Annotated in this window: 29 protein-coding genes; 20 read left to right on the plus strand and 9 right to left on the minus strand. The window is 75.0% G+C overall.

The window, feature by feature from the left end:
- Positions 1 to 11 precede the first annotated feature (11 nt).
- Both JN535_RS11925 and JN535_RS11930 read left to right on the plus strand, forming a co-directional pair.
- Positions 12 to 929, plus strand: a complete 918-nt coding sequence (locus JN535_RS11925) for a Bax inhibitor-1/YccA family protein (protein ID WP_205205788.1) — start codon at positions 12 to 14, stop codon at positions 927 to 929.
- Positions 930 to 982: 53 nt separating this feature from the next.
- The gene (locus tag JN535_RS11930; protein ID WP_205205789.1) at positions 983 to 1450 is read left to right on the plus strand and encodes a hypothetical protein; all 468 of its coding nucleotides are present in this window, start codon (positions 983 to 985) and stop codon (positions 1448 to 1450) included.
- Between the two features lie 85 nt (positions 1451 to 1535).
- Here JN535_RS11930 and JN535_RS11935 read toward each other — a convergent pair whose 3' ends face one another.
- Positions 1536 to 2231 carry a DUF5701 family protein gene (locus JN535_RS11935; protein ID WP_307868628.1) on the minus strand — a complete coding sequence of 232 codons (696 nt, stop codon included), beginning with the start codon at positions 2229 to 2231 and terminating at the stop codon, positions 1536 to 1538.
- 124 nt (positions 2232 to 2355) lie between these two features.
- Here JN535_RS11935 and JN535_RS11940 point away from each other — a divergent pair, with 124 nt between their 5' ends.
- Together JN535_RS11940 and JN535_RS11945 are read left to right on the plus strand one after the other, a co-directional pair.
- A complete protein-coding gene (locus tag JN535_RS11940) occupies positions 2356 to 3765 on the plus strand; it encodes a cystathionine beta-synthase (protein ID WP_205205790.1) in 1410 nt (469 codons plus the stop codon).
- Positions 3766 to 3995: 230 nt separating this feature from the next.
- Positions 3996 to 4406, plus strand: a complete 411-nt coding sequence (locus tag JN535_RS11945) for an FKBP-type peptidyl-prolyl cis-trans isomerase (protein WP_205205791.1) — start codon at positions 3996 to 3998, stop codon at positions 4404 to 4406.
- Between the two features lie 65 nt (positions 4407 to 4471).
- On the opposite strand, the gene JN535_RS11950 is transcribed toward JN535_RS11945, so the two are convergent.
- Positions 4472 to 5686 carry a class I SAM-dependent methyltransferase gene (locus tag JN535_RS11950; RefSeq protein WP_307868631.1) on the minus strand — a complete coding sequence of 405 codons (1215 nt, stop codon included), beginning with the start codon at positions 5684 to 5686 and terminating at the stop codon, positions 4472 to 4474.
- Positions 5687 to 5822: 136 nt separating this feature from the next.
- Here JN535_RS11950 and JN535_RS11955 point away from each other — a divergent pair, with 136 nt between their 5' ends.
- Both JN535_RS11955 and JN535_RS11960 read left to right on the plus strand, forming a co-directional pair.
- Complete coding sequence (locus JN535_RS11955) at positions 5823 to 7217, plus strand: DUF2252 domain-containing protein (RefSeq protein ID WP_307868632.1); 1395 nt, start codon at positions 5823 to 5825, stop codon at positions 7215 to 7217.
- 29 nt (positions 7218 to 7246) lie between these two features.
- The gene (locus tag JN535_RS11960) at positions 7247 to 7636 is read left to right on the plus strand and encodes a SelT/SelW/SelH family protein (protein ID WP_205205794.1); all 390 of its coding nucleotides are present in this window, start codon (positions 7247 to 7249) and stop codon (positions 7634 to 7636) included.
- A 4-nt stretch (positions 7637 to 7640) separates the two neighbouring features.
- Here the strand turns inward: JN535_RS11960 and JN535_RS11965 are convergent, their stop codons facing one another.
- Positions 7641 to 8021, minus strand: a complete 381-nt coding sequence (locus tag JN535_RS11965; RefSeq protein WP_205205795.1) for a DUF5997 family protein — start codon at positions 8019 to 8021, stop codon at positions 7641 to 7643.
- Positions 8022 to 8109: 88 nt separating this feature from the next.
- Between JN535_RS11965 and JN535_RS11970 the strand changes: the two genes are divergently transcribed.
- The 4 genes from JN535_RS11970 (at position 8110) to JN535_RS11985 (ending at position 11044) form a co-directional block, all read left to right on the plus strand.
- Positions 8110 to 8997 (plus strand): LysR substrate-binding domain-containing protein, encoded by an 888-nt coding sequence (locus JN535_RS11970; RefSeq protein ID WP_307868633.1) that lies wholly within the window; start codon positions 8110 to 8112, stop codon positions 8995 to 8997.
- Positions 8998 to 9079: 82 nt separating this feature from the next.
- Positions 9080 to 9466, plus strand: coding sequence for an ArsR/SmtB family transcription factor (locus JN535_RS11975; RefSeq protein ID WP_205205796.1), 387 nt, complete (start codon positions 9080 to 9082; stop codon positions 9464 to 9466).
- Entirely contained in the window at positions 9463 to 10119 is a 657-nt protein-coding gene (locus tag JN535_RS11980) for an SRPBCC family protein (RefSeq protein ID WP_205205797.1), read from the plus strand. The genes JN535_RS11975 and JN535_RS11980 overlap by 4 nt, the downstream gene beginning before the upstream one ends.
- A gap of 85 nt (positions 10120 to 10204) precedes the next feature.
- Positions 10205 to 11044, plus strand: a complete 840-nt coding sequence (locus tag JN535_RS11985) for a phosphatase PAP2 family protein (RefSeq protein ID WP_205205798.1) — start codon at positions 10205 to 10207, stop codon at positions 11042 to 11044.
- A gap of 15 nt (positions 11045 to 11059) precedes the next feature.
- On the opposite strand, the gene JN535_RS11990 is transcribed toward JN535_RS11985, so the two are convergent.
- Positions 11060 to 11887: a CPBP family glutamic-type intramembrane protease gene (locus JN535_RS11990; RefSeq protein WP_205205992.1), complete on the minus strand. Its 828-nt coding sequence runs from the start codon at positions 11885 to 11887 to the stop codon at positions 11060 to 11062.
- Positions 11888 to 11937: 50 nt separating this feature from the next.
- Between JN535_RS11990 and JN535_RS11995 the strand changes: the two genes are divergently transcribed.
- Positions 11938 to 13143 carry an acyltransferase family protein gene (locus tag JN535_RS11995; RefSeq protein ID WP_205205799.1) on the plus strand — a complete coding sequence of 402 codons (1206 nt, stop codon included), beginning with the start codon at positions 11938 to 11940 and terminating at the stop codon, positions 13141 to 13143.
- 127 nt (positions 13144 to 13270) lie between these two features.
- Here JN535_RS11995 and msrA read toward each other — a convergent pair whose 3' ends face one another.
- The gene (gene msrA / locus JN535_RS12000) at positions 13271 to 13945 is read right to left on the minus strand and encodes a peptide-methionine (S)-S-oxide reductase MsrA (protein ID WP_205205800.1); all 675 of its coding nucleotides are present in this window, start codon (positions 13943 to 13945) and stop codon (positions 13271 to 13273) included.
- Between the two features lie 143 nt (positions 13946 to 14088).
- Positions 14089 to 14883, minus strand: coding sequence for an SDR family NAD(P)-dependent oxidoreductase (locus JN535_RS12005; RefSeq protein ID WP_205205801.1), 795 nt, complete (start codon positions 14881 to 14883; stop codon positions 14089 to 14091).
- 190 nt (positions 14884 to 15073) lie between these two features.
- On the opposite strand from JN535_RS12005, the gene JN535_RS12010 reads away from it, so the two are divergent.
- The 3 genes from JN535_RS12010 (at position 15074) to ilvA (ending at position 18963) form a co-directional block, all read left to right on the plus strand.
- Entirely contained in the window at positions 15074 to 16315 is a 1242-nt protein-coding gene (locus tag JN535_RS12010) for a cystathionine gamma-synthase (protein WP_205205802.1), read from the plus strand.
- 99 nt (positions 16316 to 16414) lie between these two features.
- On the plus strand, positions 16415 to 17701 hold the full coding sequence (locus JN535_RS12015) for an AI-2E family transporter (protein ID WP_205205803.1): 1287 nt from the start codon (positions 16415 to 16417) through the stop codon (positions 17699 to 17701).
- Positions 17698 to 18963 carry a threonine ammonia-lyase gene (gene ilvA / locus JN535_RS12020; protein WP_205205804.1) on the plus strand — a complete coding sequence of 422 codons (1266 nt, stop codon included), beginning with the start codon at positions 17698 to 17700 and terminating at the stop codon, positions 18961 to 18963. The genes JN535_RS12015 and ilvA overlap by 4 nt, the downstream gene beginning before the upstream one ends.
- A 61-nt stretch (positions 18964 to 19024) precedes the next feature.
- On the opposite strand, the gene greA is transcribed toward ilvA, so the two are convergent.
- Positions 19025 to 19507 carry a transcription elongation factor GreA gene (gene greA / locus JN535_RS12025; protein ID WP_205205805.1) on the minus strand — a complete coding sequence of 161 codons (483 nt, stop codon included), beginning with the start codon at positions 19505 to 19507 and terminating at the stop codon, positions 19025 to 19027.
- 307 nt (positions 19508 to 19814) lie between these two features.
- Positions 19815 to 20249: a DUF4307 domain-containing protein gene (locus JN535_RS12030; protein ID WP_205205806.1), complete on the minus strand. Its 435-nt coding sequence runs from the start codon at positions 20247 to 20249 to the stop codon at positions 19815 to 19817.
- Positions 20250 to 20446: 197 nt separating this feature from the next.
- Between JN535_RS12030 and mca the strand changes: the two genes are divergently transcribed.
- Genes mca through JN535_RS12045 form a run of 3 tightly spaced genes read left to right on the plus strand, consistent with a single transcriptional unit; the run spans position 20447 to position 22589 of the window.
- Positions 20447 to 21388 (plus strand): mycothiol conjugate amidase Mca, encoded by a 942-nt coding sequence (gene mca / locus JN535_RS12035; protein ID WP_307868635.1) that lies wholly within the window; start codon positions 20447 to 20449, stop codon positions 21386 to 21388.
- Complete coding sequence (locus JN535_RS12040; RefSeq protein ID WP_205205807.1) at positions 21385 to 21750, plus strand: hypothetical protein; 366 nt, start codon at positions 21385 to 21387, stop codon at positions 21748 to 21750. The genes mca and JN535_RS12040 overlap by 4 nt, the downstream gene beginning before the upstream one ends.
- 2 nt (positions 21751 to 21752) lie before the next feature.
- Positions 21753 to 22589, plus strand: coding sequence for a carbon-nitrogen hydrolase family protein (locus tag JN535_RS12045; RefSeq protein WP_307868637.1), 837 nt, complete (start codon positions 21753 to 21755; stop codon positions 22587 to 22589).
- A 15-nt stretch (positions 22590 to 22604) separates the two neighbouring features.
- Here JN535_RS12045 and trhA read toward each other — a convergent pair whose 3' ends face one another.
- Positions 22605 to 23348, minus strand: a complete 744-nt coding sequence (trhA, locus tag JN535_RS12050; protein WP_205205808.1) for a PAQR family membrane homeostasis protein TrhA — start codon at positions 23346 to 23348, stop codon at positions 22605 to 22607.
- Between the two features lie 294 nt (positions 23349 to 23642).
- Between trhA and JN535_RS12055 the strand changes: the two genes are divergently transcribed.
- The 3 genes from JN535_RS12055 to JN535_RS12065 all read left to right on the plus strand — a co-directional run bounded on the left by JN535_RS12055 (position 23643) and on the right by JN535_RS12065 (position 26272).
- Positions 23643 to 24404: an isoprenyl transferase gene (locus JN535_RS12055; RefSeq protein WP_205205809.1), complete on the plus strand. Its 762-nt coding sequence runs from the start codon at positions 23643 to 23645 to the stop codon at positions 24402 to 24404.
- A gap of 93 nt (positions 24405 to 24497) precedes the next feature.
- Entirely contained in the window at positions 24498 to 24992 is a 495-nt protein-coding gene (locus JN535_RS12060) for a MarR family winged helix-turn-helix transcriptional regulator (protein ID WP_307868638.1), read from the plus strand.
- A 77-nt stretch (positions 24993 to 25069) separates the two neighbouring features.
- Positions 25070 to 26272 (plus strand): glycerate kinase, encoded by a 1203-nt coding sequence (locus tag JN535_RS12065; protein WP_205205811.1) that lies wholly within the window; start codon positions 25070 to 25072, stop codon positions 26270 to 26272.
- Positions 26273 to 26281 lie beyond the last annotated feature (9 nt).

Here is a 26281-nt window from a genome sequence, read left to right on the forward strand (position 1 = left end):
AGGAGGAGCTCATGAGCAACCCCGTCTTCAACAACAGCGCGGTCTTCGGTGAGCCGAAGAACCAGCGCGGTGGGGCGGCCACGCAGGCCGGACCCGCCTACGGGAGCCCGCCGCCGCAGGGGCAGGGCCCCGCGTACGGGACCCCGCCCCAGCAGGGCGCGCAGTGGGGTGCCTACGGCGCCCAGACCGCCGACGCTGCCCAGCTGGACGCGATGTACAACGCGCCGTCGGCGACGACGGCGGACACCAAGCGGCTGACCTACGACGACGTCATCATGAAGACGGGCGGGCTGCTCGCCCTGCTCGTGGTCGTCGGGGCGGCGTCGTGGTACCTGACGCCGCAGATGCCGTTCCTGTACCTGTTCGGCGCGATCGCCGGCCTCGTGCTGGGCCTGGTCAACGCGTTCAAGCGCAACCCGAGCCCGGCGCTCATCGTCGCCTACACCGTCGCCCAGGGTCTGTTCCTCGGCGGTATCAGCCTCGCGTTCGGCTCGATGACCGTCGGCAACGGCGGCAGCGTGACCGACATCGTCTTCCAGGCGGTCCTCGCGACCGTCGCGACGTTCGCTGCGGCGCTGTTCCTCTTCCGGTCCGGCAAGGTCCGCGTCACGCCGAAGTTCACGCGCTGGCTGCTCATCGCGATGGTCGGCTACCTCGCGTTCTCGCTCGTCAACGTCGTGCTCGTGCTGTTCGGTGTGCTCGACGGCTGGGGCATGCGCGGCGGCACGATCGGCATCATCGTCGGGCTCGTCGCGGTCGGCCTCGCCGCCGCGTCGCTCATCGTCGACTTCGACTCGATCAAGCGCGGCGTCGAGGCGGGCGTCCCCGCCAAGTTCGCGTGGTCGGCGGCGTTCGGCCTCATGGTCACGCTGATCTGGCTCTACCTCGAGTTCCTGCGCCTCTTCGCGATCCTGCAGAGCAGCGACTGACGGTGGCGCGCAGCACCCGTGAACCGGCACCCGCGGCGGACCTTCCGCCGCGGGTGCCGGTCTTTCTCGCCGGTCTCGTCGTCGCCGCGGCCGCCATGCTGGGCGTCCAGGTCCTCTACATGGTCGTCTCCGGCGCGCCGCCCGCGTGGCTCGCGTTCGCGGCCCTCCTCATCGTGCTCAGCGTGCCGACCGCCGGCTCCGCGGTGGCCTGGCTGGGCACGCGCATCACGCGCGACGCGTCCGAGCGTCGCGCCGCGCTCGTCTTCGCCGGGCTCGGGCTCGTGGCCGGCGCGCTGTGGGGCTCTCTGCTCGCCGGCGGGATCGCGCGGCAGCTCGCCGACGCGGGCGCGAGCGGCGGGGGAGCGCTGGTCGCGGGCGCGGCCGTCGTCGTCGGGGTCACCGCCGCGGTCGGTGCCGGGCTGGGGCGCCTCACCGCGCGCGAGGCGTCCGACCGGCCGCTCCTCGTCGTCGTGCTCGGCGTCGTCGTGGTCCTCGTCGCGCTCCTGGGCTTCTTCGGCTGACCGCCTCGCCCGGCATCCCGTGGGTGCATGAGGCGGTCGCGGTCGGACGTCCTTGCCGCGACCGTCTCGTGCACGCAGCGGCGGGTCAGGCGGGGAGGCGGCCCGTCGTCGAGGCGAAGCCGAGCCACGTGTGGCGGTTGCCCGCCCAGCACCAGCCGACCTTCGGCGCACCGCGGCGCTCGCGTCCGTCGCGGCCCGTGCCGTTCGAGATCCACAGCGCCGGGGTGCGGGCGTCGAGGCGACCGTCGGGCTTGCGCAGGCGGGACCCGATGGTCATGTAGCAGAGGTTGCGCGTGAGGACGCTCGGCGCCTGGAGCGCCCAGTGGATGCCCTCGTGGAGCAGCATCGGCGTCCGGCCTCGGGCAGTGAGCTCGGGCAGCGCCTCGTCCGGCGACCAGTTCGCCAGGTCGTCGCCGCGGTCCGGGCCCGCGACGAGGTAGAGCGGTCCGTCGGGGACCTCGACGCCCTGGATCGGCGCGAAGCGGTCGACGTCCGTCATGTCGACGACGACGAAGCCCTCCTTCTCGCCGTCGCGCGCCGGGAGCCGGAGCAGGGGAGCGAGGGCCGACGGCGGCGCGAGCCGGGGGTCGACGACGAGCAGCGCGCCGGCGGGGGCGGTCGCGGCGAGCCCGGTCGCGGCGGCTCGGAGCGCGTCGGGCGTCAGGCCCGCGAGCTCGTGGACGCCGAGCGCGACGAGGCGCTCGGCCTGGGCCGTGACGTCGGGCAGGTCGGGGAGGGTCGGGGCGGTCGGACGCGGGGCGGCGGTGGTCGTCTCGGGCACGGGTCACCTCTCGGTCGGGGCGGTCGCGAGGCTCAACGTTCTACACCGTACGGAAATTCCCGCCGTCGCCTCGTGGGTCACCGCAGGGCGCACGCGCACCGCGCGCATCGGGGATGATCGGGGCATGAGATACGCAGAGCACGTCTCGGAGCTCGTCGGCGGTACCCCGCTCGTCCGGCTGTCCCGTGTCACCGAAGGCCTCAGCGCGACGATCCTCGCCAAGGTCGAGTACGTGAACCCCGGCGGCTCGGTCAAGGACCGCATCGCGCTGAAGATGGTCGAGGCCGCGGAGGCGTCGGGCGAGCTGGCGCCGGGCGGCACGATCGTCGAGCCGACGTCCGGCAACACGGGCGTCGGCCTCGCGCTCGTGGCGCAGCGCAAGGGGTACGACTGCGTGTTCGTGTGCCCCGACAAGGTGAGCCAGGACAAGCGCGACGTGCTGCGCGCGTACGGCGCGCGCGTCGTCGTGACGCCGACCGCCGTCGCGCCGGACCACCCGGACTCCTACTACTCCGTCTCGGACCGCCTCGTGCGCGAGATCCCGGGGGCGTGGAAGCCGAACCAGTACGCGAACCCGAACGGCCCGGCGTCGCACTACGAGTCCACGGGCCCGGAGGTCTGGGCGGACACCGACGGCCGCGTGACGCACTTCGTCGCCGGCGTCGGGACGGGCGGCACGATCACCGGCACCGGGCGCTACCTCAAGGAGGTCTCGGCGGACCGCGCCGAGTCCGAGGGCGGGCGCGTGCGCGTCGTCGGCGCCGACCCGGCGGGCTCGGTGTACTCCGGGGGCGACGGGCGCCCGTACCTCGTGGAGGGCGTGGGCGAGGACTTCTGGCCGGCCGCGTACGACCCGTCGGTCCCCGACGAGGTCATCCCCGTCAGCGACGCCGACTCGTTCGCGATGACGCGGCGCCTCGCGCGCGAGGAGGGTCTGCTCGTCGGCGGGTCGTGCGGCATGGCGGTCGAGGCGACCCTGCGGCTCGCGCGTCGGCTCGAGGAGGAGGACCCCCAGGCCGCTGCACGGGCCGTGATCGTCGTCCTGCTGCCCGACAGCGGGCGCGGCTACCTCTCGAAGATCTTCAACGACGCGTGGATGCGGTCCTACGGGTTCCTGCCCGACGAGGAGGGCGTGACCGCGGGCGACGTGCTGCGCGCCAAGGACGGGCGCCTGCCCGACCTCGTGCACACGCACCCGAGCGAGACGGTGCGCGACGCCATCGAGATCCTGCGCGAGTACGGCGTCTCTCAGATGCCCGTCGTGGGTGCCGAGCCGCCGGTCAAGAGCGGGGAGGTCGCGGGGTCGGTGAGCGAGCGTGCGCTGCTCGACGCCGTGTTCTCCGGCCGCGCGTCCCTCGCGGACCGCGTGGACCAGCACATGGAGCCCCGCTTCCCGCTCATCGGCGCGGGCGAGGGCGTGGAGGCGGTGCGGGCCGCGCTGCACGACGCCGACGCGCTGCTCGTCGTCGAGGACGGCGACCCGGTCGGCGTCCTCACCCGCCACGACCTCCTCGGCTTCGTCGCCGCCCGCTGACGCTCCCCGCACCCCGCCGAGCACGACATGGGTGCCGTTGTCCGCCGGACGACGGCACCCAGGTCGTGCTGGGGGCGATCAGGGTCGTGGTCGGCGGAGGGTGAGCGACTCTCCGGACCGGCGAGCAGTGCGCGTTCGGGGGAGACGTCACGGTCCGGCCGGGACGACACGCGTAGGGTGGGGAGACCCGCGTCCGCGCGGGTTTCCTGCACCCGACGAGAGGCAACCTCGTGACCGACCAGCCCACCCTTCCCACCGCCTCGGGATCCTTCGGCGACAAGCCGACGCTCACCTTCCCGGAGACGGACGCGCCCAGCGGTCTGCAGGTCGTCGTGCTCAGCGAGGGCGACGGCCCGGCCGTCACGTCGGGGCGCAACATCGTGGTGCACTACCTCGGGCAGACGTGGAACGGCCACGTCTTCGACAACTCGTATGACCGCGGCGACACCATCGCGTTCCCCATCGGCGTCGGCGCCGTCATCGGTGGCTGGGACAAGGGCCTCGTCGGCCAGAACGTCGGCTCGCGCGTGCTGCTCTCGATCCCGCCGGAGCACGGCTACGGCCAGCGCGGAGTGCCGCAGGCCGGCATCGCGGGCACGGACACGCTCGTCTTCGTGGTGGACGTCGTCGACGTCCAGTGACACCTCCCCCTTGAGTGCTGGGTGTTCGTCGCCGCGGAGCCGTCCTGACGACGGACACCCAGCACTCAGCGGCGCGTCGAGCGGGTCACCGTGAAGCGCGGGCCGCGGGCCACCTGCGTCGTCGGCCCGACGGCGCGCTCCAGCGCCGGCCGGTAGCGCAGGTGCGAGTTCCAGACGCACCACAGCTCCCCGCCCGGGCGCAGCACCCGCCCCGCCGTCGCGAACATGCGGTGCGCCGCGTCGGTGCGCAGGGCGGCGCCGTCGTGGAACGGCGGGTTGAGCAGCACGACGTCGGCGCTCGCGTCGGCCAGCGTCGCGCCCGCGTCGTCGCGCACCGTGCGCACGCGCTCGCCGACCCCGTTCTCCCGCGCCGTGAGCGCGGCCGACCGCACCGCCGCGTCGGAGCGGTCCACCGCGACGACGTGCGCCTCCGGCCAGCGCCTGGCCGCCCACGCCGCGAGCAGGCCCGTCCCGCAGCCGAGGTCGACCACGTCGCGCGGCCCCGGGCCCGTCCCGCCGGTGGTCCGCCCGTCCGGGCCCGCGGCATCGAGCCGCTCGATGAGGAACCGCGTCCCGAGGTCGAGGCCCGCCCCCGCGAAGGCCGACCCGAACGCCGCGACCCGCAGCCCGACGTCGGGCAGGTTAGCCGTGACGGGGTAGGTGAACCCGCCGCGTGCGCGGCGCGGCGACGACGCGACGAGCACGCGCGACTTCCCGCGCGCGAGGCTCGCGCGCACGTCCGCGAACGACTCGCCGAGGACGTCGTTCATGGCGCGGGTCATGTGCTTGACGCGCCCGCCCGCGAGGAGCACCACGTCCGGGTCGGCCTCGCGCGCGACGTGCTCCGCGACGTCGCGCAGCGCTGCCAGGCCGCGGGGGAGGCGCAGGAGCACCACGCTCGTCCCCGCGAGCAGCCCGGCCCCGAGGGCGTGGTGCGCGTACGCGCCGGTCAGGCCGAGCGCGGCCGCGTTCGCGTCGAGGGCCGCTGCCGCCGTGCACGCGTCCTGGTGGACGCGCACCCTCGCGTCGCCCGACGACGGTCCCTCCCCGGGCGTCGACGCGGCGGTGAGCAGCGCCGCGCCCAGAGTGAGGGCCCCGTACCGGTCGTCGACGACCGCCACGGACCCCGGGCCCGCGCCCGCGAGCCACGGCGCGGCCTCGTCGAGCAGCAGCCGGTCGGCCGGGTCCACCGCGACCGGGGCGTCCTCGCGGCCCGGGCCCGTGTCGTCGGTGCGCAGGCGCGCGAGCAGAGCGGCGAGGTCGGGCGGCGAGGTCGTCACGGGTCCAGTCTCCCCGACGGCGCGCGGCTCCCCGCCCCGCAGCACGTGCCGTCGTGCCGCCGAAGCCCCCGGCGTCGCCGTGCCGTGGGCCGCCCCGAGCGCTACTGTGCGGTTCCCGGACAGCGAGGAGGCACCCGTGGAGGTCCCGCGAACCCTGGCCGAGTCCCGCGCGGCGGGGCGCGCCCTGCGCGACCGGGTGCCGCGCCGCACCCAGGGGGTGCTGCTCCTGCCGGAGCGCGACCCGGTCGCGATCATCGAGGAGCAGAACCGGGACCGGCTCCAGGACCTCGTCCCGCTGCGGATCGGCCGGATGCTCGAGTCGCCGTTCGCGTTCTACCGCGGCACCGCGGCCACGATGGCCCACGACCTGCGCGACGGCCCGCGGACCGGGGTGCACGTCGTGGCGTGCGGGGACGCGCACGTCTCGAACTTCGGGCTGTTCGCGTCGCCCGAGCGGCGCGTCCTTTTCGACCTCAACGACTTCGACGAGGCGTCCGACGCGCCGTGGGAGTGGGACGTCAAGCGCCTCGCCGCGAGCATGTACGTCGGCGGTCGGGACAAGGGTCTGTCCGAGCCGGACTGCGCCGACGCGGCGCGCAGCGCCGTCCGGGGCTACCGCGAGACGCTGGCCGAGGCGTTCGAGCGCAGCGCGCTCGACCGGTACTCGTCCCAGATCGACACGGACGTCATCGAGCCGCTCCTGCGCAAGGAGGGGCGCCAGGAGCTCCGGCGGACCCTCGAGAAGGCCCGTCGACGCACCTCGGAGCAGGTGGTCCGGAAGATCACGGCGCGGACCGACGACGGGCGCACGCGCATCGTCGACCAGCCTCCGGTCACCCAGCACGTCGACACCGTGAACCTCGACGAGCTGACGGCGCTCTACGAGGCCTACCGCGAGCCGCTGCGCGCCGACACCCGCCTGCTCCTGAGCCAGTTCACGGTCGTGGACTTCGTGCTCCGCGTGGTCGGGGTGGGGAGCGTCGGGACCCGCTGCTACATCGTGCTGCTCGAGGGGCCCGCGGGGGAGCCGCTCGTGCTCCAGGTGAAGGAGGCGACGACGTCGGTCCTCGCCACGTACGGAGGGATGGTCGACGCGCTGCCCTCGGGCCTGGTGCCGGCGGGCAGGGTGCCGGCCCAGGGGCGGCGCGTCGTCGCCGCCCAGCGGATCCTCCAGGCGCAGTCCGACCCGTTCCTCGGGTGGATCACGGTCGTGGCGCCGGAGCGCACGGGGCGACCCCGCGTCGACTTCTTCTGGCGGCAGTTCCGCGACATGAAGGGCTCGGTCGAGCTCGAGCGGCTCTCCGCGCACCAGTTCGTCCGGTACGGAGAGCTGTGCGGGCGCGTGCTCGCCCGCGCGCACAGCCAGTCGCCGGGGACGCGCGTGGCCTCCGGGTACCTCGGCCGCTCCGACTCGTTCGACGAGGCCGTCGCGCGCTGGTCGCGCGCGTACGCGGACGTCGTCGAGCGCGACTACGCGGCCCTCGAGGCGGCCGTCGCGAACGGCCGCCTGCCCGCCGAGCGGGAGGCCTGAGCCGGCCGCGCGCCCGTAGGCTGGGCGCCATGACGGACGACGCCGGGACGCCCGGACCGGAGGCCCCCGCGCCCGCGGACCCGCCGCGCGGGACGGCGCGCGTCGCGGTCGAGTACTGCACGCAGTGCCGATGGCTCCTGCGCGCCGCGTGGGTCGCCCAGGAGCTCCTGCAGACGTTCCGCACGCGCCTGGGCGAGGTCGCCCTGGTGCCCGGGACGGGCGGGGTCTTCCGCGTCACGCTCGACGTCGGCGCGGGCCCCGTGCTCCTGTGGGACCGCGCGACCGACGGCGGGTTCCCCGAGATCCCGGACCTCAAGCGGCGCGTGCGGGACGCGGTCGCGCCGGACCTGTCGCTGGGCCACACCGACCGGGCCGCCGCGCGGTCCGCGGGGGGCGGCGCTGGGGCGCCGGAGGACTGAGCGCTCAGCGCTTCTTGGCGCGCGCGGCGGCGAGCCGTTCCTCCTCGGCGCGGACCTTCCTCTGGACCTCGCGCTCGGTCTCGAGCCACGCCGGCGGGTCCTGGCGCAGCGCGTCGATCTCCTGCGTCGTCAGCGGCTCCGTGAGGCCGCCGCGCGTGAGGCCGGAGATGGAGACGCCCAGGCGTCCCGCGACGACCGGGCGCGGGTGGGGGCCGTTGCGGCGCAGGTCGCTCAGCCACTCCGGCGGGTTCTTCTCCAGCTCCTCGAGCTGCGCCCGCGTGATCGTGCCCTCCTGGAACTCCGGCGGCGTGGCGGGCAGGTACACCCCGAGCTTCTTCGCCGCGGTGGCGGGCTTCATGGTCTGCGCGGACTGCTTGGGGGTCATGGGCTCCAGGGTAGTCGGCCGGTCGGGCGACGGCGGCCCGCCCCGGGGCCGGCGGGAGCGCGACCGGCGGCCCCCCTAGGCTGGTCGGGTGGACGACGACGCGGGCACGGCCCCCGAGGTGACGAACGGCGCGACCGACGACGGCGGTGCGGTGCGGCGGTTCCGGCTCGCGTTCGTGCCGGGCGCGACGCCGGCCAAGTGGGTGCGCACGTGGCGCGAACGCCTCCCCGACGTGCCGCTGGACCTCGTGGCCGTCGCGGCGGCCGACGCCGAGCGTGCGCTGCGGGACGACGAGGCGGACGCCGCGGTCCTCCGCCTGCCGGTCGACCGCGACGTCCTCAGCGCGATCCGGCTCTACGAGGAGACGCCGGTCGTGCTCGTCTCGCGCGACCACCTGCTCGCGGCGCTCGAGCCCGAGGAGCCGGTCGCGCTCGCCGACCTGGCGGACGACGTGCTGCTGCGACCGCTCGACGACGTCGTGCCCTGGGCCGGTGAGCCCGGTGCCGCGGACGACGCGCCGGCGCCTCCGGGCCGGCCGGCCGTCGAGCGCCCGGCGACGACGGGTGACGCCGTCGTGCTCGTCGCGGCGAACGTCGGGGTCGCGGTCGTGCCGCAGTCGCTCGCACGCCTGCACCACCGCAAGGACGTGACGTACCGGCGCCTCGACGACGCGCCGACCGCCCCGGTGGCGCTCGCGTGGCTGGCCGACCGTGACGACGAGCTGGTCGAGGAGATGGTCGGCATCGTGCGGGGCCGCACGGTCAACAGCTCGCGCGGCCGGCGCGCCGGGGGCCCGCCCGAGGAGGCCGCGACGCCCCGCGCGCAGGACCGCCGCGGCGGCTCCGGGGCGCAGGGCGGGCGCGGCGGGTCCGGACGCGGGGGAGCGGCCGGCGGACGTGGCGGCGGCGCGAAGCAGGTGCGTGGCGGCTCCCCGAAGGGCCGGGCCGCCCGGGGCCGCGGCGGGAAGCGGCGGTGACGGCGTCGCTGCTCCCTGGTTCGTCCTGGCGCGCGCTAGATAGGTATTGACTTATATAAGGTGACGCTGAAGCATGGGGGTCATGGAAGCGTTCGACGTCCTCGGCGACCCGGTGCGCCGCCGGATCCTCGAGCACCTCGCCCGGGGCGAGCGCCCGGCGGGCGAGCTCGCCGCGCTCGTGGGCGAGGAGTTCGGGATCAGTCAGCCGGCGGTCTCGCAGCACCTCAAGGTGCTGCGGACCAGCGGCTTCGCGACCGTGCGGCCCGAGGGGACCCGGCGCCTCTACGCGCTCGACCCCGCCGCGCTCGACGAGGTCGAGGACTGGGCCGCGGGCCTGCGGCGGTTCTGGGAGCAGCGTCTCGACGCCCTCGGGACCGAGCTCTCCCGGGGCGCGCGCGAGCGCCGCCGCGCCGCGGCCGCCGACGAGGACGCCCCACGCCCGACCGACACCACCAGGAGGACAGCATGAAGGACTTCATCGCCGAGCTCGAGGCCGCGCGACGCTCCGTCGGGACGGGATCGCTCCCCGCGGGCGAGGCCCGTGTCCTGACGATCGAGCGGACCTACCCCGCCGAGGTGGAGGACGTGTGGGACGCCGTCACCGACCCGGAGCGCATCCCGCGCTGGTTCCTGCCGGTCACGGGCGACTTCCGGGTCGGCGGCACCTTTCAGGTCGAGGGCAACGCGGGCGGCGAGATCCGCGCGTGCGACGCGCCGAGCCTCCTGCGGCTCACCTGGGTCATGGGCCCCCCGACGCCGGAGGACTCGTCGGTCGTCGAGGTCCGCCTCGCGCCCGCGCCCGACGGCGGCACGACGCTGACGCTCGAGCACACCGCCGTCGTGCCGCCGGAGATGTGGGACGTGTACGGCCCGGGTGCCGTCGGCGTCGGCTGGGACGGCGCGCTGCTGGGCCTCGGCCTGCACCTCGACGGCGCCGGACCGCTCGACCCCGAGGAGGTCCTCGCGAGCCCCGAGCTCCGCGCGTTCAACGTCGCGAGCAGCGAGGCGTGGGGAGCGGCGCTGGCGGAGGCGGACGGCCTGGGCGCGGACGAGGTCGCGGCACGCGTCGCCGCCACCACCGCGTTCTACGTCCCCGCCGACGACGCCCCCGACGCGAGGTAGGTCCGGCCCCAGGGGGACGGACGGGGTCGGACATCCCCCGTGGGGCGGATGTTCACCTGCCGTTCACCCGGCTTACCCTCGTGCGATGACTCCGCCCGATTCGTCCCGTCACTCGACCCTGCTCGACCGCCCCGCCGCCTCCGCCGCGACCCGTCCGGCCTCGCGCCTGCCCGCGCTGCCGGAGCGGTCGGCCGAGGTGTCGCCCCGGGTCGCGGGCCAGGTCCTCGTCGCGGTGTCGTGGCTGGTCGGGGCAGCGCTCGTCGTGCTGGCCGCGCGGCTCCTGCGCGGTCCGAGCGAGACGCTCTACCTCGCGATCACGGCGCGGACGGCGGAGCTCCCGGGGTCGGGCCTCGTCGCGGAGGGCGGGGTGCTCGCGCTCCTCGGGCTGTGCGCGGTCGTCGCGTGGCGGTCCCGGCGCGCGGGCCCGTCCGCCGTCGCGACGACGCTCGTCGCCGGGGTGGGCGCCGTCGTCGCCTACGCCGCGAGCGAGGCCGTCAAGTCGCTCGTCCGGCAGCCGCGGGGGTGCTGGGAGCTCGTCGAGGTCGCGCACTGCCCGGCCGCGGGGGACTGGTCGTTCCCGAGCAACCACACGGCCATCGCGTTCGCCCTCGCCGCGGCCGTCGTCCTGGCCGGCGCGCCCGCCGTGCGCGTCCCCGGGGCGGTGCCCGCGCGGCACGCCCACCGGTTGCCGCTGCGCGACGTCGCGCTGTGGGTCGTGCTCCCCGCGGCGCTCGCGGTCGCGGTCGCCACGGCGCGGGTCGCCGAGGGCGTGCACTTCCCGCACGACGTCGTCGCGGGCGCGGCCGTCGGCGTGGCGGTCGTCGTCGCGGCGCTGACGGTCCTCACCGGCCCGGCCACCGCCGTGGTCGTCGCGGCCTGCCGCGTGGACGGCGTCCGCCGGGTCCTGCTGGCGCGGCCGTCCTGACGGCGGCCGGCGCCGTCAGCGCGGCGCGGTGACGAAGACGTCGAACAGCTCCGGGTGGTGGGCGTGCACGAGCACCGCGAACACCACGACGTCGAAGAGCAGGTGCACCGCGACGACGTACGTGAGCGACTTGCTCCACGAGAAGATCCAGCCCTGGACGAGCGCGAACGGGACCGTGAGGAGCGGGCCCCACTCGCGGTACCCGAGCTCCCACAGGAACGACACGAACACCGCCGCCTGCAGCAGGTTCGCCGTCCACAGGCCGAAGTGCTCGCGGTACAGCGCGAACACGACGCACACGAAGAACAGCTCGTCCCAGATGCCCACGGCGTTGACGCCCACGAACAGGCGCGCGATCTCCTGCCCGCCCGTGATCTGGGGCCAGTTGAGGTAGGCGCCCGACCCGATGAAGTAGAACGGCAGGATCAGGTACCCCGCGACGACGACCACGACGAGGTACGCGATCTGCCCCCGGGTCCAGCGCCGCCCGGTGGCGACGGGGAACCGGACCACGTCCTCGTGGAACGCGAACCGCGAGAGCACCCACGGGACGAGCACGGCGAGGGACAGCACGACGGCGAAGCGCACCATCCCGGCGTCCGACAGGTCCGCCTCGAGCGAGATCGTCGAGATGATCGCCATGCCCGTGCCGACGAGCGCGAGGTCGCGCCCGAGGCGACGGTCCACGGCGAGCCCCAGCGCCACCCCGAGCACGAGCGGCACGTACCCGAGCGGGCGCACGTGCACCGCGAACAGGAGCACGGCCGAGCCGGACACGAGGATCGCGGCGAGCAGCCTCAGGGGCGAACCGGCCGCCCAGGGCGGTCGGACGGCGTCGGGCACGGGGGTGAGGGCGGGTGACGTCACCCGCACACGGTGCCATGATGCGAGGCGTGGAGCGAGGGCCCGAGCGGCAGCCGGACCGGCGCCGCGAGCTCGACGCGGTGCGCGCCCTCGTCGTCGTGGGGCTCGTGCTGTTCCACGCGGCGCTCGTGTTCGACGCGCGCGACGACTTCTACGTGAAGAACGCCGAGACCACGGAGCTGACGACGTTCGTCGCCGCGCCCGCCGTCGTGTGCGCGATGCCGCTGCTGTTCGCGATCGCGGGGATCGGCGCGTGGCACTCGGTCCGGTCGCGCGGACCCGGTGGGTTCGTCCGGGAGCGCCTGCTCCGCATCGGGGTCCCGCTGCTCGTCGCGCTCGTCCTGCTCCTGCCCCTGCCGCAGTTCCTGCGCGCCCGCGTCGAGGGCACGTGGACGGGGTCGTACCTCGCCTTCTGGCCGCGGTTCTTCGACGTGCGGCTCGAGCCGGGGGACGTCCCGTTCGTCCTCGACGGCGAGCACTTCGAGACGGGACACCTGTGGTTCCTCGTGCTGCTGCTCACCTGGGCGCTCGTGCTCGCCGCGCTCGTGCGCCTCGTGCCGGACGACGTCGCGCGCCGTACGCGGGAGCGGCTCGCGCGGCGGGCGGGCGCGCGAGGGGCCGTGCTCGCGCCCGCGGTGGTCGTGGGCGCCGTGTGCGCGGCGCACGAGCTCGAGGAGGGTCTCGCCGCGTGGAGCCGCTGGGGATACCTGCTGTTCTTCCTCGCCGGCTTCGTGCTGGCGTCCGACGCGCGGTTCCGGGCGGCGGTGCGCCGCGACGCGGTGCTCGCCGGGACGGTCGGGCTGGGGGCGTTCGCGGCCGGGATGCTGCTGTTCGTCGGTCCGGCGGGCGAGGTCGGCGCGTTCACCGGTCGCGGGCCCGCGGCGGTGTCGTTCCGGTTCCTCTACGGCGTCGCGGGGTGGTGCTGGGTGCTCGCGCTGCTCGGGCTCCTGGACCGGTGGGGCGCGCGCCGGAGCGCCCACCGAGGAGACGGCGTCGCGGTCGGTCCGCGGTGGCGACGGGCCGGGGCCTACCTCGGTGCGGCGGTGCTGCCGCTGTACGTGCTGCACCAGCCCGTCGTGGTGGCGGTCGCGTACCCGGTCGTGACGTGGGACCTGCCCGCCGCGGCGAAGTATGCGGTGATCGTCGTGGTGTCGCTCGGCGTGCTGCTCGCGGTCTACGACGTGCTCGTCCGGCGTACGCGCGTCGCGCGCGTGCTGTTCGGCATGCGCGCCTGAGCCGTGCGGGCTCCTCGTCCACCGCGTCCGCGGCGCGGCGGCGGGACCCGGGTCCTCCGGGCGCGGGACGCGAGAGCGGCCCCCGGTCCGCAGGGACCGGGGGCCGCTCTCCCGCGCTCGGCGGGGGCTACGCGGCGCTCGGGAACGGGACGCCCGTGGTCGCGTGGCAGCGGTAGCCGTTCGGGTTCTTGTCGAGGTACTGCTGGTGGTAGTCCTCGGCGTAGTAGAACGGGCCGGCCTCGGCCGCGGGGCGCATCTCGGTCGTGATGGGGTCGTAGCCCTTGGCCTCGAGCACCGCCGAGTAGCGCGCCGCGGTGTCGCGGACCGCCCGCTCCTGCTCCGGCGTCGTCCAGTACACCGCGGACCGGTACTGGGTGCCGACGTCGTTGCCCTGGCGGTAGCCCTGCGTCGGGTCGTGACGCTCCCAGAAGATCTTGAGGAGCTCCTCCTCGGAGACCCTCGTGGGGTCGTACGCGACGAGCGCCGTCTCGGTGTGGCCGGTGCGTGCGGTGCACGCCTCCTCGTAGGTGGGGTTCGGCGTCGTGCCGCCCATGTACCCGACGGCGGTGCTCACCACCCCGGGGACCTGCCAGAAGATCTCCTCGGCGCCCCAGAAGCAGCCCATCGCGAGGTAGAGCACGCGCGTGCCCTCGGGCCACGGCCCGGTGATGGACGTGCCGAGCACGGTGTGGGGACGCGGGGTCTGCAGCACGGGCGACTGGCGCCCGGGCAGCGCGTCCTCGGGGGCGATCATCGTCGTCTTGCCGGACGAGCCGAAGATCGCGTCGAAGATCGAGTTCATCGCTTACCTCCTGAAGTACCCGGACGACCGGGGCGCTGGCCCACGACGCATCGTCCTGGCACGGGGTAGAACGCCGCGGGGGCGGCGGGTGTTCCGGGACGCCGGCTCGCGACGAGCGCGCACGGGCGCACCGCCCGAGCCTCTCACGGGACGATCGAGTCGATGTAGCCGCCGTCGACGCGCACCGCCGCGCCCGTCGTCGCCGACGCCAGCGGTGAGGCGAGGTAGGCGACCAGGTGCGCGATCTCCTCGGGCTCGATGAGCCGTTGGAGCAGCGACTGCGGGCGGTGCTCGCGCATGAACACGCGCTGCGCCTCGTCCCACGGCAGGTCGTCGCCGACGAGCTCGCGCGCGAACGCCTCGACCCCGCCCGTGTGCGTGGGGCCGGCGAGCACGCTGTTCACCGTGACGCCCGTTCCGGCCGCGGCCTTGGCGAACCCGCGCGAGACGCCCAGCAGCGCGGTCTTCATCACGCCGTAGTGGATCATCTCGGCCGGGATCACGACCGCCGAGTCGCTGCCCACGAACTGCACGCGGCCCCAACCGCGCTCGATCATCCCCGGGAGGTACGCGCGCGTGAGACGCACGCCCGCGAGGACGTTCACCTCGAAGTAGCGACGCCACGTGGCGTCGTCGATCGCGAGCGGGTCCGCGCTCGAGAAGATGCCGAGGTTGTTCACGAGGACGTCGACGTGCGGCACGGCGTCGAGCACGGCCGCCGTGCCGTCGTCGGTCGCGAGGTCCGCCGCCACGCCGAGCACGTCGGCCCCGGGCACGTGCTCGCGCACGTCGGCTGCAGCCCGCTGCGACGTCTCCTCGGAACGCCCGTTGACCACGACGGCCGCCCCGCACTCCGCGAGGGCGCGGGCGATCGCGAGGCCGATGCCCTGCGCCGAGCCGGTGACGAGCACCCTCCTGCCGTCCAGGTCGATCCTCATCCAGGGCTCCTTCCGCGTCACCGGACGACGTTCGCCGCCCGCCTCCTACGGTGCCGCGCGGCGCCGACTGCCGCCACCGCCGCCGACCATGCGGTCCTGGCAGGCCGAGCATGCGGTTACCGCTCGTCCGGGGCCCGGGACGGGGTGCAACCGCATGCTCGGCGGAGGGGGCGCGCCGTAGGGTGGTCGAGTGACCACCTCGAGCGAGCACCCCGACTGGACCACCACCGGCTTCTCCACGCGGGCGATCCACGCGGGCCAGGACCCGGACGCGACGACCGGCGCCGTCGTGCCGCCGATCCACCAGGTCTCGACGTACAAGCAGGACGGCGTCGGCGGGCTGCGCGGCGGGTACGAGTACTCGCGGTCCGCGAACCCGACGCGCACCGCCCTGGAGGAGGCGCTCGCGGCCGCGGAGTCCGGCGGCCTGCGCCCGACGGCGGACGGGTCGCCCGCCGCGCGGGGGTTCGCCTTCGCGTCGGGCCTCGCCGCCGAGGACACGCTGCTGCGCGCCGTCGTGCGGCCCGGCGACCACATGATCGTGCCCGACGACGCGTACGGCGGCACGTACCGGCTCATCGCCCGGGTGTTCGGGCCGTGGGGGGTCGAGCACACGCCCGTCGACCTCACGGACGTCGAGGCAGTCCGCGCCGCGGTCCGTCCCGAGACGCGCGTCGTCTGGGTCGAGACGCCGACCAACCCGCTGCTCGGAGTGAGCGACATCGCGGCGCTCGCGGGCGTCGCGCACGACGCCGGCGCGCTGCTCGTCGTCGACAACACGTTCGCGACGCCGTACCTCCAGCAGCCGCTCGCGCTCGGGGCGGACGTCGTCGTGCACTCGACGACGAAGTACGTCGGGGGGCACAGCGACGTCGTCGGCGGAGCGCTCGTCGTCGCGACGGGCGCGCAGCTCCCGGGCGGGCTCGCGTCGCCCGCGGGCGGCACCGACGTCGCGGGCGCGGTCGGCTTCCACCAGAACGCGTCGGGCGCCGTCGCCGGGCCGTTCGACGCGTGGCTCACGCTGCGCGGCCTCAAGACGCTCGCGGTGCGCATGGACCGCCACCAGGCGAACGCCGCGGCCGTCGCCGACTTCCTCGCCTCCCACCCCGCGGTCACCGAGGTGATCTACCCGGGCCTCGCGTCCCACCCCGGGCACGAGCTCGCGGCGCGGCAGATGAGCGGGTTCGGCGGCATGGTCTCGTTCCGTGCGGGCAGCGAGGCGAAGGCGCTCGACGTGTGCGCCCGCACGCGGGTCTTCACCCTCGCCGAGTCGCTGGGCGGCGTGGAGTCGCTCATCGAGCACCCCGGCCGCATGACGCACGGCTCCGTCGCCGGGACGGCGCTCGAGGTGCCCGACGACCTCGTCCGGCTCTCCGTCGGCATCGAGGACGTCGAGGACCTCGTCGCGGACCTCACGCAGGCGCTCGCCTAGCCCGGAGCGCTCGCGGACCGTGGGGAGATCCTGCGCACAGCGGGCGCGTCGCGGGCGCTCGTCGACGCGCGGGGCGGGCCGCTCGCCTAGGGTTGCGCTGTGAGCGCGCAGGCCGACCAGCACAGGAACCCCGACCCGCTTCCTCCCGGGCGCCCCGGCGCGACGGCGGTGCCCGACTCGGTGCGCTCGGCCGCCGCCTGGTCGTGGCGGCTGCTGCTCATCGGGCTGACGATCGCGGCGGGCCTGTGGCTCGTCACGCAGCTCAAGGTGATCGTCGTCCCCATCGCGGTGGCGCTCCTGCTCACCGTGCTGCTCACGCCCGTCCAGCGGTTCTTCCGGCGCCACCTGCGGATGTCGCGCGGTCTCGCGTCCGGCGCGGCGCTCATCGCGCTCGTCGTCGTCGTCGCGGGGCTCGTGGCGATCGCGGGCCAGCAGATCGTCAGCGGCTTCCAGGACCTGCGCGACCAGGCCGTCGAGGGCTTCGAGCAGTTCACCCAGTGGCTCGCCGACGGCCCGCTCGGCCTCGACTCGACGACGATCTCGCACTGGCTCGACCAGGCCGGGACCGCGGTGTCGGAGAACCAGGACTCGATCGTCTCCGGTGCGCTCGGTGCGGCCACCACGATCGGCCACGTGGTCGCCGGCGCCCTCATCGCGCTGTTCTGCACGTTCTTCTTCCTGCTCGACGGGCGCACGATCTGGTCGTGGGTCGTCGGGCTGCTGCCGCTGCGCGCGCGCGACAACGTCCACCAGGCCGGCCGCCGCGGCATCGTCACGCTCGCCGCGTACACGCGCACGCAGATCCTCGTCGCCGCGGTCGACGCCGTCGGCATCGGGATCGGTGCGGCGTTCTTCGTCCCGTCGCTCGCGCTGCCGCTGGGCATCCTCGTGTTCGTCGGGTCGTTCATCCCGATCGTCGGTGCCATCGTCACCGGGTCCATCGCGGTGCTCGTCGTGCTCGTGGCCCAGGGGTGGGTCCAGGCGCTGGTCATGCTCGGCATCGTGCTGCTCGTGCAGCAGATCGAGGGCCACATCCTCCAGCCCTTCCTCATGGGCCACGCCGTCTCGCTGCACCCGGTCGCCGTGCTGCTCGTCGTCGCGGCGGGCAGCTTCGCCGCGGGGATCGTCGGGGCGCTGTTCGCCGTCCCCATCGCCGCGGTCCTCAACACCGTCGTCCTGTATCTGCACGGGCACGACAAGTTCCCCGAGCTGGGGACGGACGACCGCGTGGTGGTGCGGGGCAGCCCGCAACCGCCGGTCATCGCGCGCGCGGAGGCGGACCTCGAGGACGGTGGCGCGCGCCGTGAGGGCGCCGGTGAGGACTCCGCCGTCGTCGGCCCGCAGGACGCCGGCCCGGTGCAGGACGCGCCCGGGGACGCGCGGTGACGTCGGGACCGGTACCGGTCACGCTCGACGACGTCCGCGACGCCGCGCGCCTGCTCGACGGCGTCGCGTACCGCACCCCGGTCCAGACGACGCGCGCCATCAGCGAGGCCGCGGGGGTCCGCGTGCTGCTCAAGTGCGAGAACCTCCAGCGCGCAGGGTCGTTCAAGGTGCGCGGCGCGTACGTGCGCATGGCACGCCTGAGCGACGACGAGAAGGCGCGCGGCGTCGTCGCGGCGAGCGCCGGCAACCACGCGCAGGGCGTCGCGTTCGCCGCCGGGCTGCTCGGCATCCGCGCGGTCGTGTACATGCCCGTCGACGCCGCGCTGCCCAAGGTGGCGGCGACGCGCCAGTACGGCGCCGAGGTCCGGCTCGTCGGCGCGGACGTGGACGAGACGCTCACCGCCGCGCGCGCCGAGGCCGAGCGCACGGGTGCCGTCTTCATCCACCCGTTCGACCACCCCGACGTCGTCGCCGGGCAGGCGACGATCGCGCTGGAGATCCTCGAGCAGGTGCCCGACGTCCGGACCGTGGTCGCGCCGCTCGGCGGCGGCGGGCTCGTCGCAGGTCTCGCCGGGGCGTTCGCGCGGACGGCGCCGCACGTGCGCGTGATCGGGGTGCAGGCCGAGCGCGCCGCCGCCTACCCGGGCTCGCTCGCCGCAGGGGAGCCGACGACGGCGCGGCTCGCCGCGACGATGGCCGACGGCATCGCGGTCGGCACGCCCGGCGTGGTGCCGTTCGGGATCCTGGCGCAGCACGGCGTCGAGGTCCGCACGGTGACGGAGGAGGAGATCTCCCGGTCGCTGCTCATGGTCGCCGAGCGCGCGAAGCTGCTCGTCGAGCCCGCCGGCGCCACCGGCGTCGCGGCGCTCCTCTCCGGGGCGGCCGCCGTCGACGCGGGCGCGGCGGACCCGGTCGAGGGACCCGTCGTCGTCGTCCTGTCCGGGGGGAACATCGACCCGCTCGTGCTGCTGCGGGTCGTGCGGCACGGCCTCGCGGCGGCCGGCCGGTACATCCAGCTCCAGGTGCTGCTCGACGACCGTCCCGGTGCCCTCGCGCGCATGCTCGAGGTCATCGCGACCAAGCGCGGCAACATCATGCACATCGACCACGACCGCACGGACGTGGGCCTCGCGATCGGCGAGGCGTGGGTCCGCATGCAGGTGGAGACCAAGGGGCCCGAGCACTGCGACGAGCTCGTCGCGCACCTGCGCTCCGAGGGCTACCGCGTCGAGCGCAGCGACGGCGGCGCGCCCCGCCTCTGACGGCGACGGCCCGGCGCCTCCGCAGAGGGCCGGGCCGTCGGAGCGTCCGTGGGGTGGCGCGTCAGCCCTCGAAGGGCTTCGCGGCGACGATCTTCACGGCGATCTCGTTGCCGTTGGGCGCGGTGTAGCTCGTCTCGTCGCCGACGGTCTTGCCGTCGATCGCGGCGCCGAGCGGCGACGTCGGCGAGTAGACGTCGAGGTCGGTCGTGCCGGCGATCTCGCGCGAGCCGAGCAGGAACGTCATCTCGTCGCCCGCGACGACCGCGGTGACGACCATGCCGGCCTCGACCATGCCGTCGTCGGGCGGGGTCCCGACCTGCACGTTGCGCAGCTTCTCGGTGAGCTCGCGGATGCGGGCCTCGTTCTTGGCCTGCTCCTCACGCGCGGCGTGGTAGCCGCCGTTCTCCTTGAGGTCGCCCTCGTCGCGCGCGGCGGCGATGCGCTCCGCGATCTGGGTACGGCCCTCGCCGGACAGGTGGGCGAGCTCGGCCTGCAGCCTGTCGTACGCCTCCTGGGTCAGCCAGGTGACGGTGGTGTCGGTCACGGTTCGCTCCTTCCTTTCCATGGTCGACGGCCGGGTCGGTCGCACGGCCGTGCGGGTACGGGCAGCCGGGGCGCGTGCGTTCGCGGTGCGCCTGCCTGCCCGGGTCGGTGACGCTGGCCGGGTGGCAGCGCGTAGGACTGGTCTCCCGCCTGCCCTCCGGGGGCGCCCGGTGGACGCATGCCTGTCACGGGCACCCGTCTCGGGCTCCACACGATCGGGTGCGGGAATCCCTCAGGATAGCAAAGCACGGGGCGCTGACAGCGGCGTCACAGGTCGCCCGGTGCGTGCGGGCGACGTTCCGGGCGGGTCAGGGGGCGACGCGGCACGACTGGACGATGCCCGTCGTGGCGAGCTCGGAGGTCGCCACGCTCACCGTGTACCGGGACTCCGTGACCTCGACCGGGCCGACCGTCACGTCGACCGTCCCGACCTGGGCGAAGCTCTCGGCGAGGGCGTCGAGCGTGCACGTCGCCGTCGTGCCCGGGTCCATGTAGACCTCGAACGTCACGTCCACGCGCTCGGGGCTCACCACCGTGTAGCCGAAGTCCTTGAACCGCACCGGCTCGTTCGCGTACCGCAGCCCGATGACGAGCGTGATCGCGAGCCCGACGATCGCGGCGAGCACGATCCCGACGACGGCCAGGCGTCGGCGCCGCTCGGTCGGCTCGGGTCCGTAGCGGCCTGCCGGCGGTCGCAGGGGTGCGCCCGGGCTCGGCTGCGGGGCGGTGGTCTCGTTCGTCATGGTGCGGTCCCGTGGTCGGTGCCGCCGCGTCCGGTCGCAGGACCCGGCGTCCTGCCGGTGGTTCCCGGCGGTTCGTCAGGTGTGGGCGCGGTGGGGGATCATGTCCTCGACCCATCTTCGCAGAGCCCGGGCGCTCGTCGTGCACCCACGACAGGTCCGGCCGTGCGAGGAGACGTACGACGCACCCGGGAGGACCAGTGGCCGAACCCGCGGCCGGATCGACCACCCACCGCGAGCAGCCGGAGACGCTCCGTCTCCTGGCCGTGCACGCCCACCCCGACGACGAGTCGAGCAAGGGCGCCGCGACGGCTGCCCGCTACGCGGCCGAGGGCGTCGACGTTCTCGTCGCGACGTGCACGGGCGGTGAGCGCGGCGACATCCTCAATCCCGGCTTCGGCGAGGGACCCGACGGCATCGAGGGCATGCGCGCCCTGCGCCGCGTCGAGATGGCGGCCGCGGCGCGCGCCCTCGGGGTGCGTCAGCAGTGGCTCGGGTTCGTCGACTCGGGGCTCCCGGAGGGCGACCCGCTGCCGCCGCTGCCCGAGGGCTCGTTCGGCCTGGTCCCGCTCGAGGAGGCCGCCGCGCCCCTGGTCGAGCTCGTGCGCGAGTTCCGCCCTCACGTCATGACGACGTACGACCCGTCGGGGGGCTACCCGCACCCCGACCACGTCATGTGCCACCGCGTCGCGTTCGAGGCCTTCCACGCCGCGGGCGACCCGGACCGTTACCGCCGCGAGGGCGGCGCGCCTCCGTGGGCGCCGCTCAAGCTGTACTACAACCACGACTTCTCGATGAACCGGATCCGGACGCTGCACGAGGCGATGCAGGGCGCCGGCCTGGAGTCGCCGTTCGGCGACTGGGTGGAGTCCCGGTCCGCGCGCGAGATCCCCGAGCGCGAGGTCACGACGCGGATCCACGTCGCGCGCTACTACGCGCAGCGCGACGCGGCGCTCATCGCCCACGCGTCGCAGATCGACCCCGAGGGCTTCTTCTTCGCGATCCCGCGCGACCTCGAGGTCGACGTGTGGCCGTTCGAGGAGTTCGAGCTCGCCGAGTCGCGTGTGCCCACGCAGCTCCCGGAGGACGACCTCTTCGCGGGTGTCCGCGAGCGCGTCTCGACCGAGGAGGCGGCCCGGTGAGCACGACGACGTCCCTCCTGGACTCCCTCGCGACGACCGGGGCGGGCGGCCCGGGCTGGGCGGCCGACGTCGTCGCCGAGACCGCGACGCCGAGCCCCTCGGAGGACCCCCTGCGGGAGAACCTCGACCCGAACGACGTGTCCCCGGGCCTCGTCGGCTTCCTCGCGATCTTCGCGGTGGCCCTCGCGACCGTCGGCCTGTTCTTCGGGCTGTCCCGCCAGCTCCGGCGCATGCGGCACAACGCCGAGGCGCAGGGCATCGGCGCGGACGGTCCGTCGGCGCCGGGTGACGGCGACGACGGCGCGACCTCCTACGGCGCTCCTGACGGGGCGCCCGGCAGCGGTCCCGCGCGGAAGGACTGACCGTGACCACCGGGGCGCGGGTCACGATCGGCCAGCTCGAGGTCTCGGCCGACCGCGCGGCCAACCTCGTCACGGTGGGCGCCGCGTTCCGGGAGGCGGCGCGCGTGCGTGCGGACCTGCTCGTGCTGCCCGAGTACGCGGCGGCCTTCGACCCCCGAGGCACCGGGGTGGAGCACGCCGAGCCGCTCGACGGGCGGTTCGTGACGACCCTGCGCCGGCTCGCGCGCGAGCACGGCGTCGCCGCGATCGCCGGCACGCTCGTGCCCGGCACGGCGGGACGCGCGGTCAACGTGGTGGTCGCCGTCGACGCGTGCGGGGAGCTCGTGGGCACCTACCGCAAGGTGCACCTCTACGACGCGTTCGGGCACCGCGAGTCCGACCGGCTCGACGCCGGCGACCCGGCGGCGCCCCCGCTGGTGCTGCACGTCGGCGACCTGACGTTCGGCGTCATGACGTGCTACGACCTGCGCTTCCCGGAGAGCGCGCGCCGTCTCGTCGACGCGGGCGCGGACGTGCTCGTGGTGCCCGCGGCGTGGGCGGCGGGCGACCTCAAGGCCGACCAGTGGCGCACCCTCGCCCGGGCCCGGGCGATCGAGAACACCGCCGTCGTGCTCGCGGTCGGCCAGGCGGGCAGGGGCGTGACCGGGCGCTCGCTCCTCGTCGGGCCCGACGGCCAGGTGGGTGTCGAGCTGGGGGAGCGTGCCGAGCTCCGCAGCGCCGACCTCGACCCCGCGGCCCTGGCGAGCGTGCGCGAGCGCAACCCGTCCCTCGCCAACCGCCGCTACGCCGTCGTCCCGCGGGTGGCGGCGTCCTCGGAGGGCTCGGGCACCGGGCGGTGACTCCCGGGCAGCGGCTCAGCGCGCAGCGACCGCCGCCAGCATGATCGCGACGAAGTGGCACGTGAAGCCGACCACGGTGAGCACGTGGAAGATCTCGTGGAAGCCGAACCAGCGGGGGCTCGGGTTGGGCTTCTTGATGCCGTAGACGACGGCGCCGAGCGTGTAGGCGAGACCGCCCGCCGCGACGAGCCAGACGATCGCCGGCCCGTTCGTCGTGGTCCAGAACTGCGGCATGTAGCCGACGGCGACCCAGCCGAGAGCGACGTAGATCGGCACGTACACCCAGCGTGGGGCGTCGAGCCACAGGATCCGGGCGAGGAGGCCGAGGACGGCTCCGCCCCACACGATCGCGAGCAGGACCGTCGCGGTGCGCTGGGGGAGCAGGAGCACCGCGAGCGGCGTGTAGGTGCCGGCGATGATGAGGAAGATGTTCGAGTGGTCGGCGCGGCGGAGGACCCCCGCGACGCGTGGCGACCACGTGCCGCGGTGGTAGACCGCGCTCGTGCCGAAGAGCAGGCACGCGCTGAGCCCGAAGATCGCGCACGACACCTTGCCGGCGACCGGTGGCGCGACGACGAGCAGGACGATGCTCGCGGCGAGGACGAACGGGAACGTCCCGGCATGGATCCACCCGCGCAGGCGCGGCTTGACCGCCTCGGCGACCTTCTCGACGGCGTCGCCCACGCTCTCGCGAGCGCTCTCCAGAGCGCCGGCGTCGCGTGCGCTCGGGGTGCGGTCGCTGTCGGTCGGTCGGTCCACGGCGTCTCCTCGGGGTCGGGCCGGATCGGGCGCGGTCAGGATCGTGCTCGGTCGAGCAGGGGCGGCGCGCGGCGCCGTCCGCGGTCAACCTACGCCATCGTAGGTTACGGCAGCGTAGGTAGACGACCGCGGGCGACGCCGCGGTGTGAAGATCCTGGGCAGGGCCGTGCACGGCCGCCCCCGCCCTGCCGTCCCGGCGACGCGGAGCGGTAGCGTGTGCGGGTTCGGCCCGCGCGTCCCGCCAGGGACCAGCCCGCCGGGCGACACCCGTCCTTCCACCGTCGAGGAACCGTCGTGCGCCTGCCCCGCCCCGTCTACGGACTCTACGAGCGTCGTCTCGCCACGACCCTCTCGCACGAGAGCGTGCCTCGCCACGTGGGCGTCATCCTCGACGGCAACCGGCGCTGGGCGCGCTCGTTCGGCGAGTCGACGGCGACGGGTCACCGCCGGGGCGCCGACAAGATCGCGGAGTTCCTCGGCTGGAGCGAGGACCTCGGCGTCGAGGTCGTCACGCTGTGGATGCTCTCGACCGACAACTTGTCCCGTTCGCAGGAGGAGCTCTCCGCGCTGCTCGACATCATCGAGGACGCGGTGCGCGACCTCGCCGACTCGGGCCGCTGGCGCCTGCGGGTCATGGGCCGGCTCGACCTGCTCCCCGAGCGCCTCGCGGGCGCGCTGCGCGAGGCGCAGCAGCGCACCGCCTCGGTCGACGGCCTCCAGGTGAACGTGGCCATCGGGTACGGGGGCCGGCACGAGATCGCCGACGCCGTGCGGTCCTACCTCCGCGAGCAGGCGGCCGCGGGCGCGCGCCTGCAGGACCTCGCGGAGAACCTCGACGTCGAGCACATCGAGGAGCACCTGTACACCAAGGGGCAGCCGGACCCGGAGCTCGTCATCCGCACGTCGGGCGAGCAGCGCCTCGGCGGGTTCCTGCTCTGGCAGAGCGCGCACTCCGAGTTCTACTTCTGCGAGGCCTACTGGCCGGACTTCCGGCGCGTGGACTACCTGCGCGCCCTGCGTGCCTACTCCCAGCGCGAGCGCCGGCTCGGACGCTGATCCCGCCGCCCAGCCGGTAAGGTCGATGCGAACGCATCGATCGAGCCGTCCGGGGGTGTCATGGTCGAGCAGGGCTACCGCGACGACGGGCCCGTGACCGCACACGCGAGCCCGCGGCTGGCGGTCGAGACGTGGGAGTCGCTCTTCCGGGCGCAGGTCACGATCATGCGGCGGCTCCAGTCGGACCCCGTCTGGGACGGGCTGAGCCTGCGCGAGTACGACGTGCTCTTCTCGCTCACCAAGGGCCCCGACGAGGGGATGCGCCTGCGCGACCTCAACGTCTACATCCTGCTCAGCCAGCCCTCGTTGAGCCGCATGGTGGACCGGCTCGCGACGCGCGGCCTCGTCGAGCGGACGTCCGCGCCCGACGACGCGCGCGGCACGCTCGTCCGGCTCACCCCGGCGGGCCGGGACCTCCAGCGGGCGACCGGGCGCGCGCACGCCCGGGCTATCGCGACCTACGTGGGCGGGGCGCTCGACGACGACGAGCTCGCGACGCTCGGCGAGCTCCTCGAGCGGCTGCGCGCGGCGCAGTCCACGATCCCGGACGCGGTGCCGGTCCCGCGGGCGGCCGAGCGGCGACCCTGACCGCTGTGGCGGGGAACACGTCCGGTCCGCCCCTTCCCGGGCGGACCAGGGCGCGTCCGGCTGCCTAGGATGCGACCGTGTCCTCAACGCCGAGCACCACCCCGACCGGGCCCGACCAGCCGCGCCCCGACGGCCCGCTGCGCGTCGTCGTCGCGCCCGACTCGTTCAAGGGCAGCCTGAGCGCCGCGGACGTCGCGCACGCCGTCGCCGCCGGGGTCCGCAGCGTCGTCCCCGACGCCGAGGTCGTCGAGCTCCCCATGGCCGACGGCGGCGAGGGGACGCTCGAGGCGCTCCTCACGGTGTGGGGCGTGCCGGCGCGCGAGGTCGCGACCGTCGACGCGATCGGCCGCGCGCGCACCGCGCGGTACGGGGTCTCGGCCGACGGGCGCCTGGGCGTCGTCGAGCTCGCGGAGGCGAGCGGCCTGCCGCAGGTGAGCGACGTCGCGCTCCAGCCGCTGCACGCGCACACCCTCGGCACCGGGGCGGCCGCCGCGGCCGTGCTCGACGCGGGCGTGGACGAGGTGATCGTGTGCCTCGGCGGCTCGGCGTCGACCGACGGCGGCGCCGGGATCCTCACGGGTCTGGGCGCACGTCTCCTGGACGCTGCCGGGGAGCAGGTGCCCGACGGCGGCGAGGGGCTCGCACGCGTCGCGCGCCTCGACCTGTCCGGGCTGCACCCGCGCGCCCGCGACGTGCGCTGGCGCCTCGCGGTCGACGTGACCAACCCTCTGCACGGCGAACGGGGCGCCGCCCACGTGTTCGGCCCGCAGAAGGGCGCCCAGGAGGCCGACGTCGCGTTCCTCGACGAGGCGCTGCGCCGGTGGGCGGGCGTGCTCGTCGAGGAGTCCGGGTTCGACGTGTCCGAGCTCCCGGGCGCGGGTGCGGCGGGCGGCGTGCCCGCGGCGATGGTCGGCGTCCTCGGTGCCGAGCTGGAGCCCGGCGCGCGCCTCGTCGCCGAGGCGGTCGGGCTGCCGGCCGCGATCCGCCGCGCGGACCTGGTCGTCACGGGCGAGGGGTCGTTCGACTCGCAGTCGGTCAACGGGAAGGTCGCCGACGCGATGGGTGCGCTCGCGGCCGAGGCGCCGCACCGGCCGCCGGTCGTCGTGCTCGCGGGCCGTGTCCTGCTGCCGGCGCACCAGGCGCGCGACGCCGGGATCGCAGCCGCGTTCAGCATCGCCCCCGGCCCCATCGCGCTCGACGAGCTGCTCGACCGCACGGCGTCCCGGCTGACCGACCTCGCCGCGACGGTCACGAGCCTGCACGTCGCCTCCCGCCGCTGAGCGCGCGCC

The organism is Cellulosimicrobium cellulans (assembly GCF_016921195.1).
Classification (GTDB): Bacteria; Actinomycetota; Actinomycetes; order Actinomycetales; family Cellulomonadaceae; genus Cellulosimicrobium; species Cellulosimicrobium cellulans_F.

Bases quoted from the DNA above. Each gene is read 5' to 3' on its own strand.
- JN535_RS11925 (WP_205205788.1), top strand. From the start codon at position 12: ATGAGCAACCCCGTCTTCAACAACAGCGCGGTCTTCGGTGAGCCGAAG.
- JN535_RS11940 (WP_205205790.1), top strand. From the start codon at position 2,356: ATGAGATACGCAGAGCACGTCTCGGAGCTCGTCGGCGGTACCCCGCTC.
- JN535_RS11960 (WP_205205794.1), top strand. From the start codon at position 7,247: ATGACGGACGACGCCGGGACGCCCGGACCGGAGGCCCCCGCGCCCGCG.
- JN535_RS11965 (WP_205205795.1), bottom strand. From the start codon at position 8,021: ATGACCCCCAAGCAGTCCGCGCAGACCATGAAGCCCGCCACCGCGGCG.
- JN535_RS11975 (WP_205205796.1), top strand. From the start codon at position 9,080: ATGGAAGCGTTCGACGTCCTCGGCGACCCGGTGCGCCGCCGGATCCTC.
- JN535_RS11980 (WP_205205797.1), top strand. From the start codon at position 9,463: ATGAAGGACTTCATCGCCGAGCTCGAGGCCGCGCGACGCTCCGTCGGG.
- JN535_RS11985 (WP_205205798.1), top strand. From the start codon at position 10,205: ATGACTCCGCCCGATTCGTCCCGTCACTCGACCCTGCTCGACCGCCCC.
- msrA (WP_205205800.1), bottom strand. From the start codon at position 13,945: ATGAACTCGATCTTCGACGCGATCTTCGGCTCGTCCGGCAAGACGACG.
- JN535_RS12005 (WP_205205801.1), bottom strand. From the start codon at position 14,883: ATGAGGATCGACCTGGACGGCAGGAGGGTGCTCGTCACCGGCTCGGCG.
- JN535_RS12030 (WP_205205806.1), bottom strand. From the start codon at position 20,249: ATGACGAACGAGACCACCGCCCCGCAGCCGAGCCCGGGCGCACCCCTG.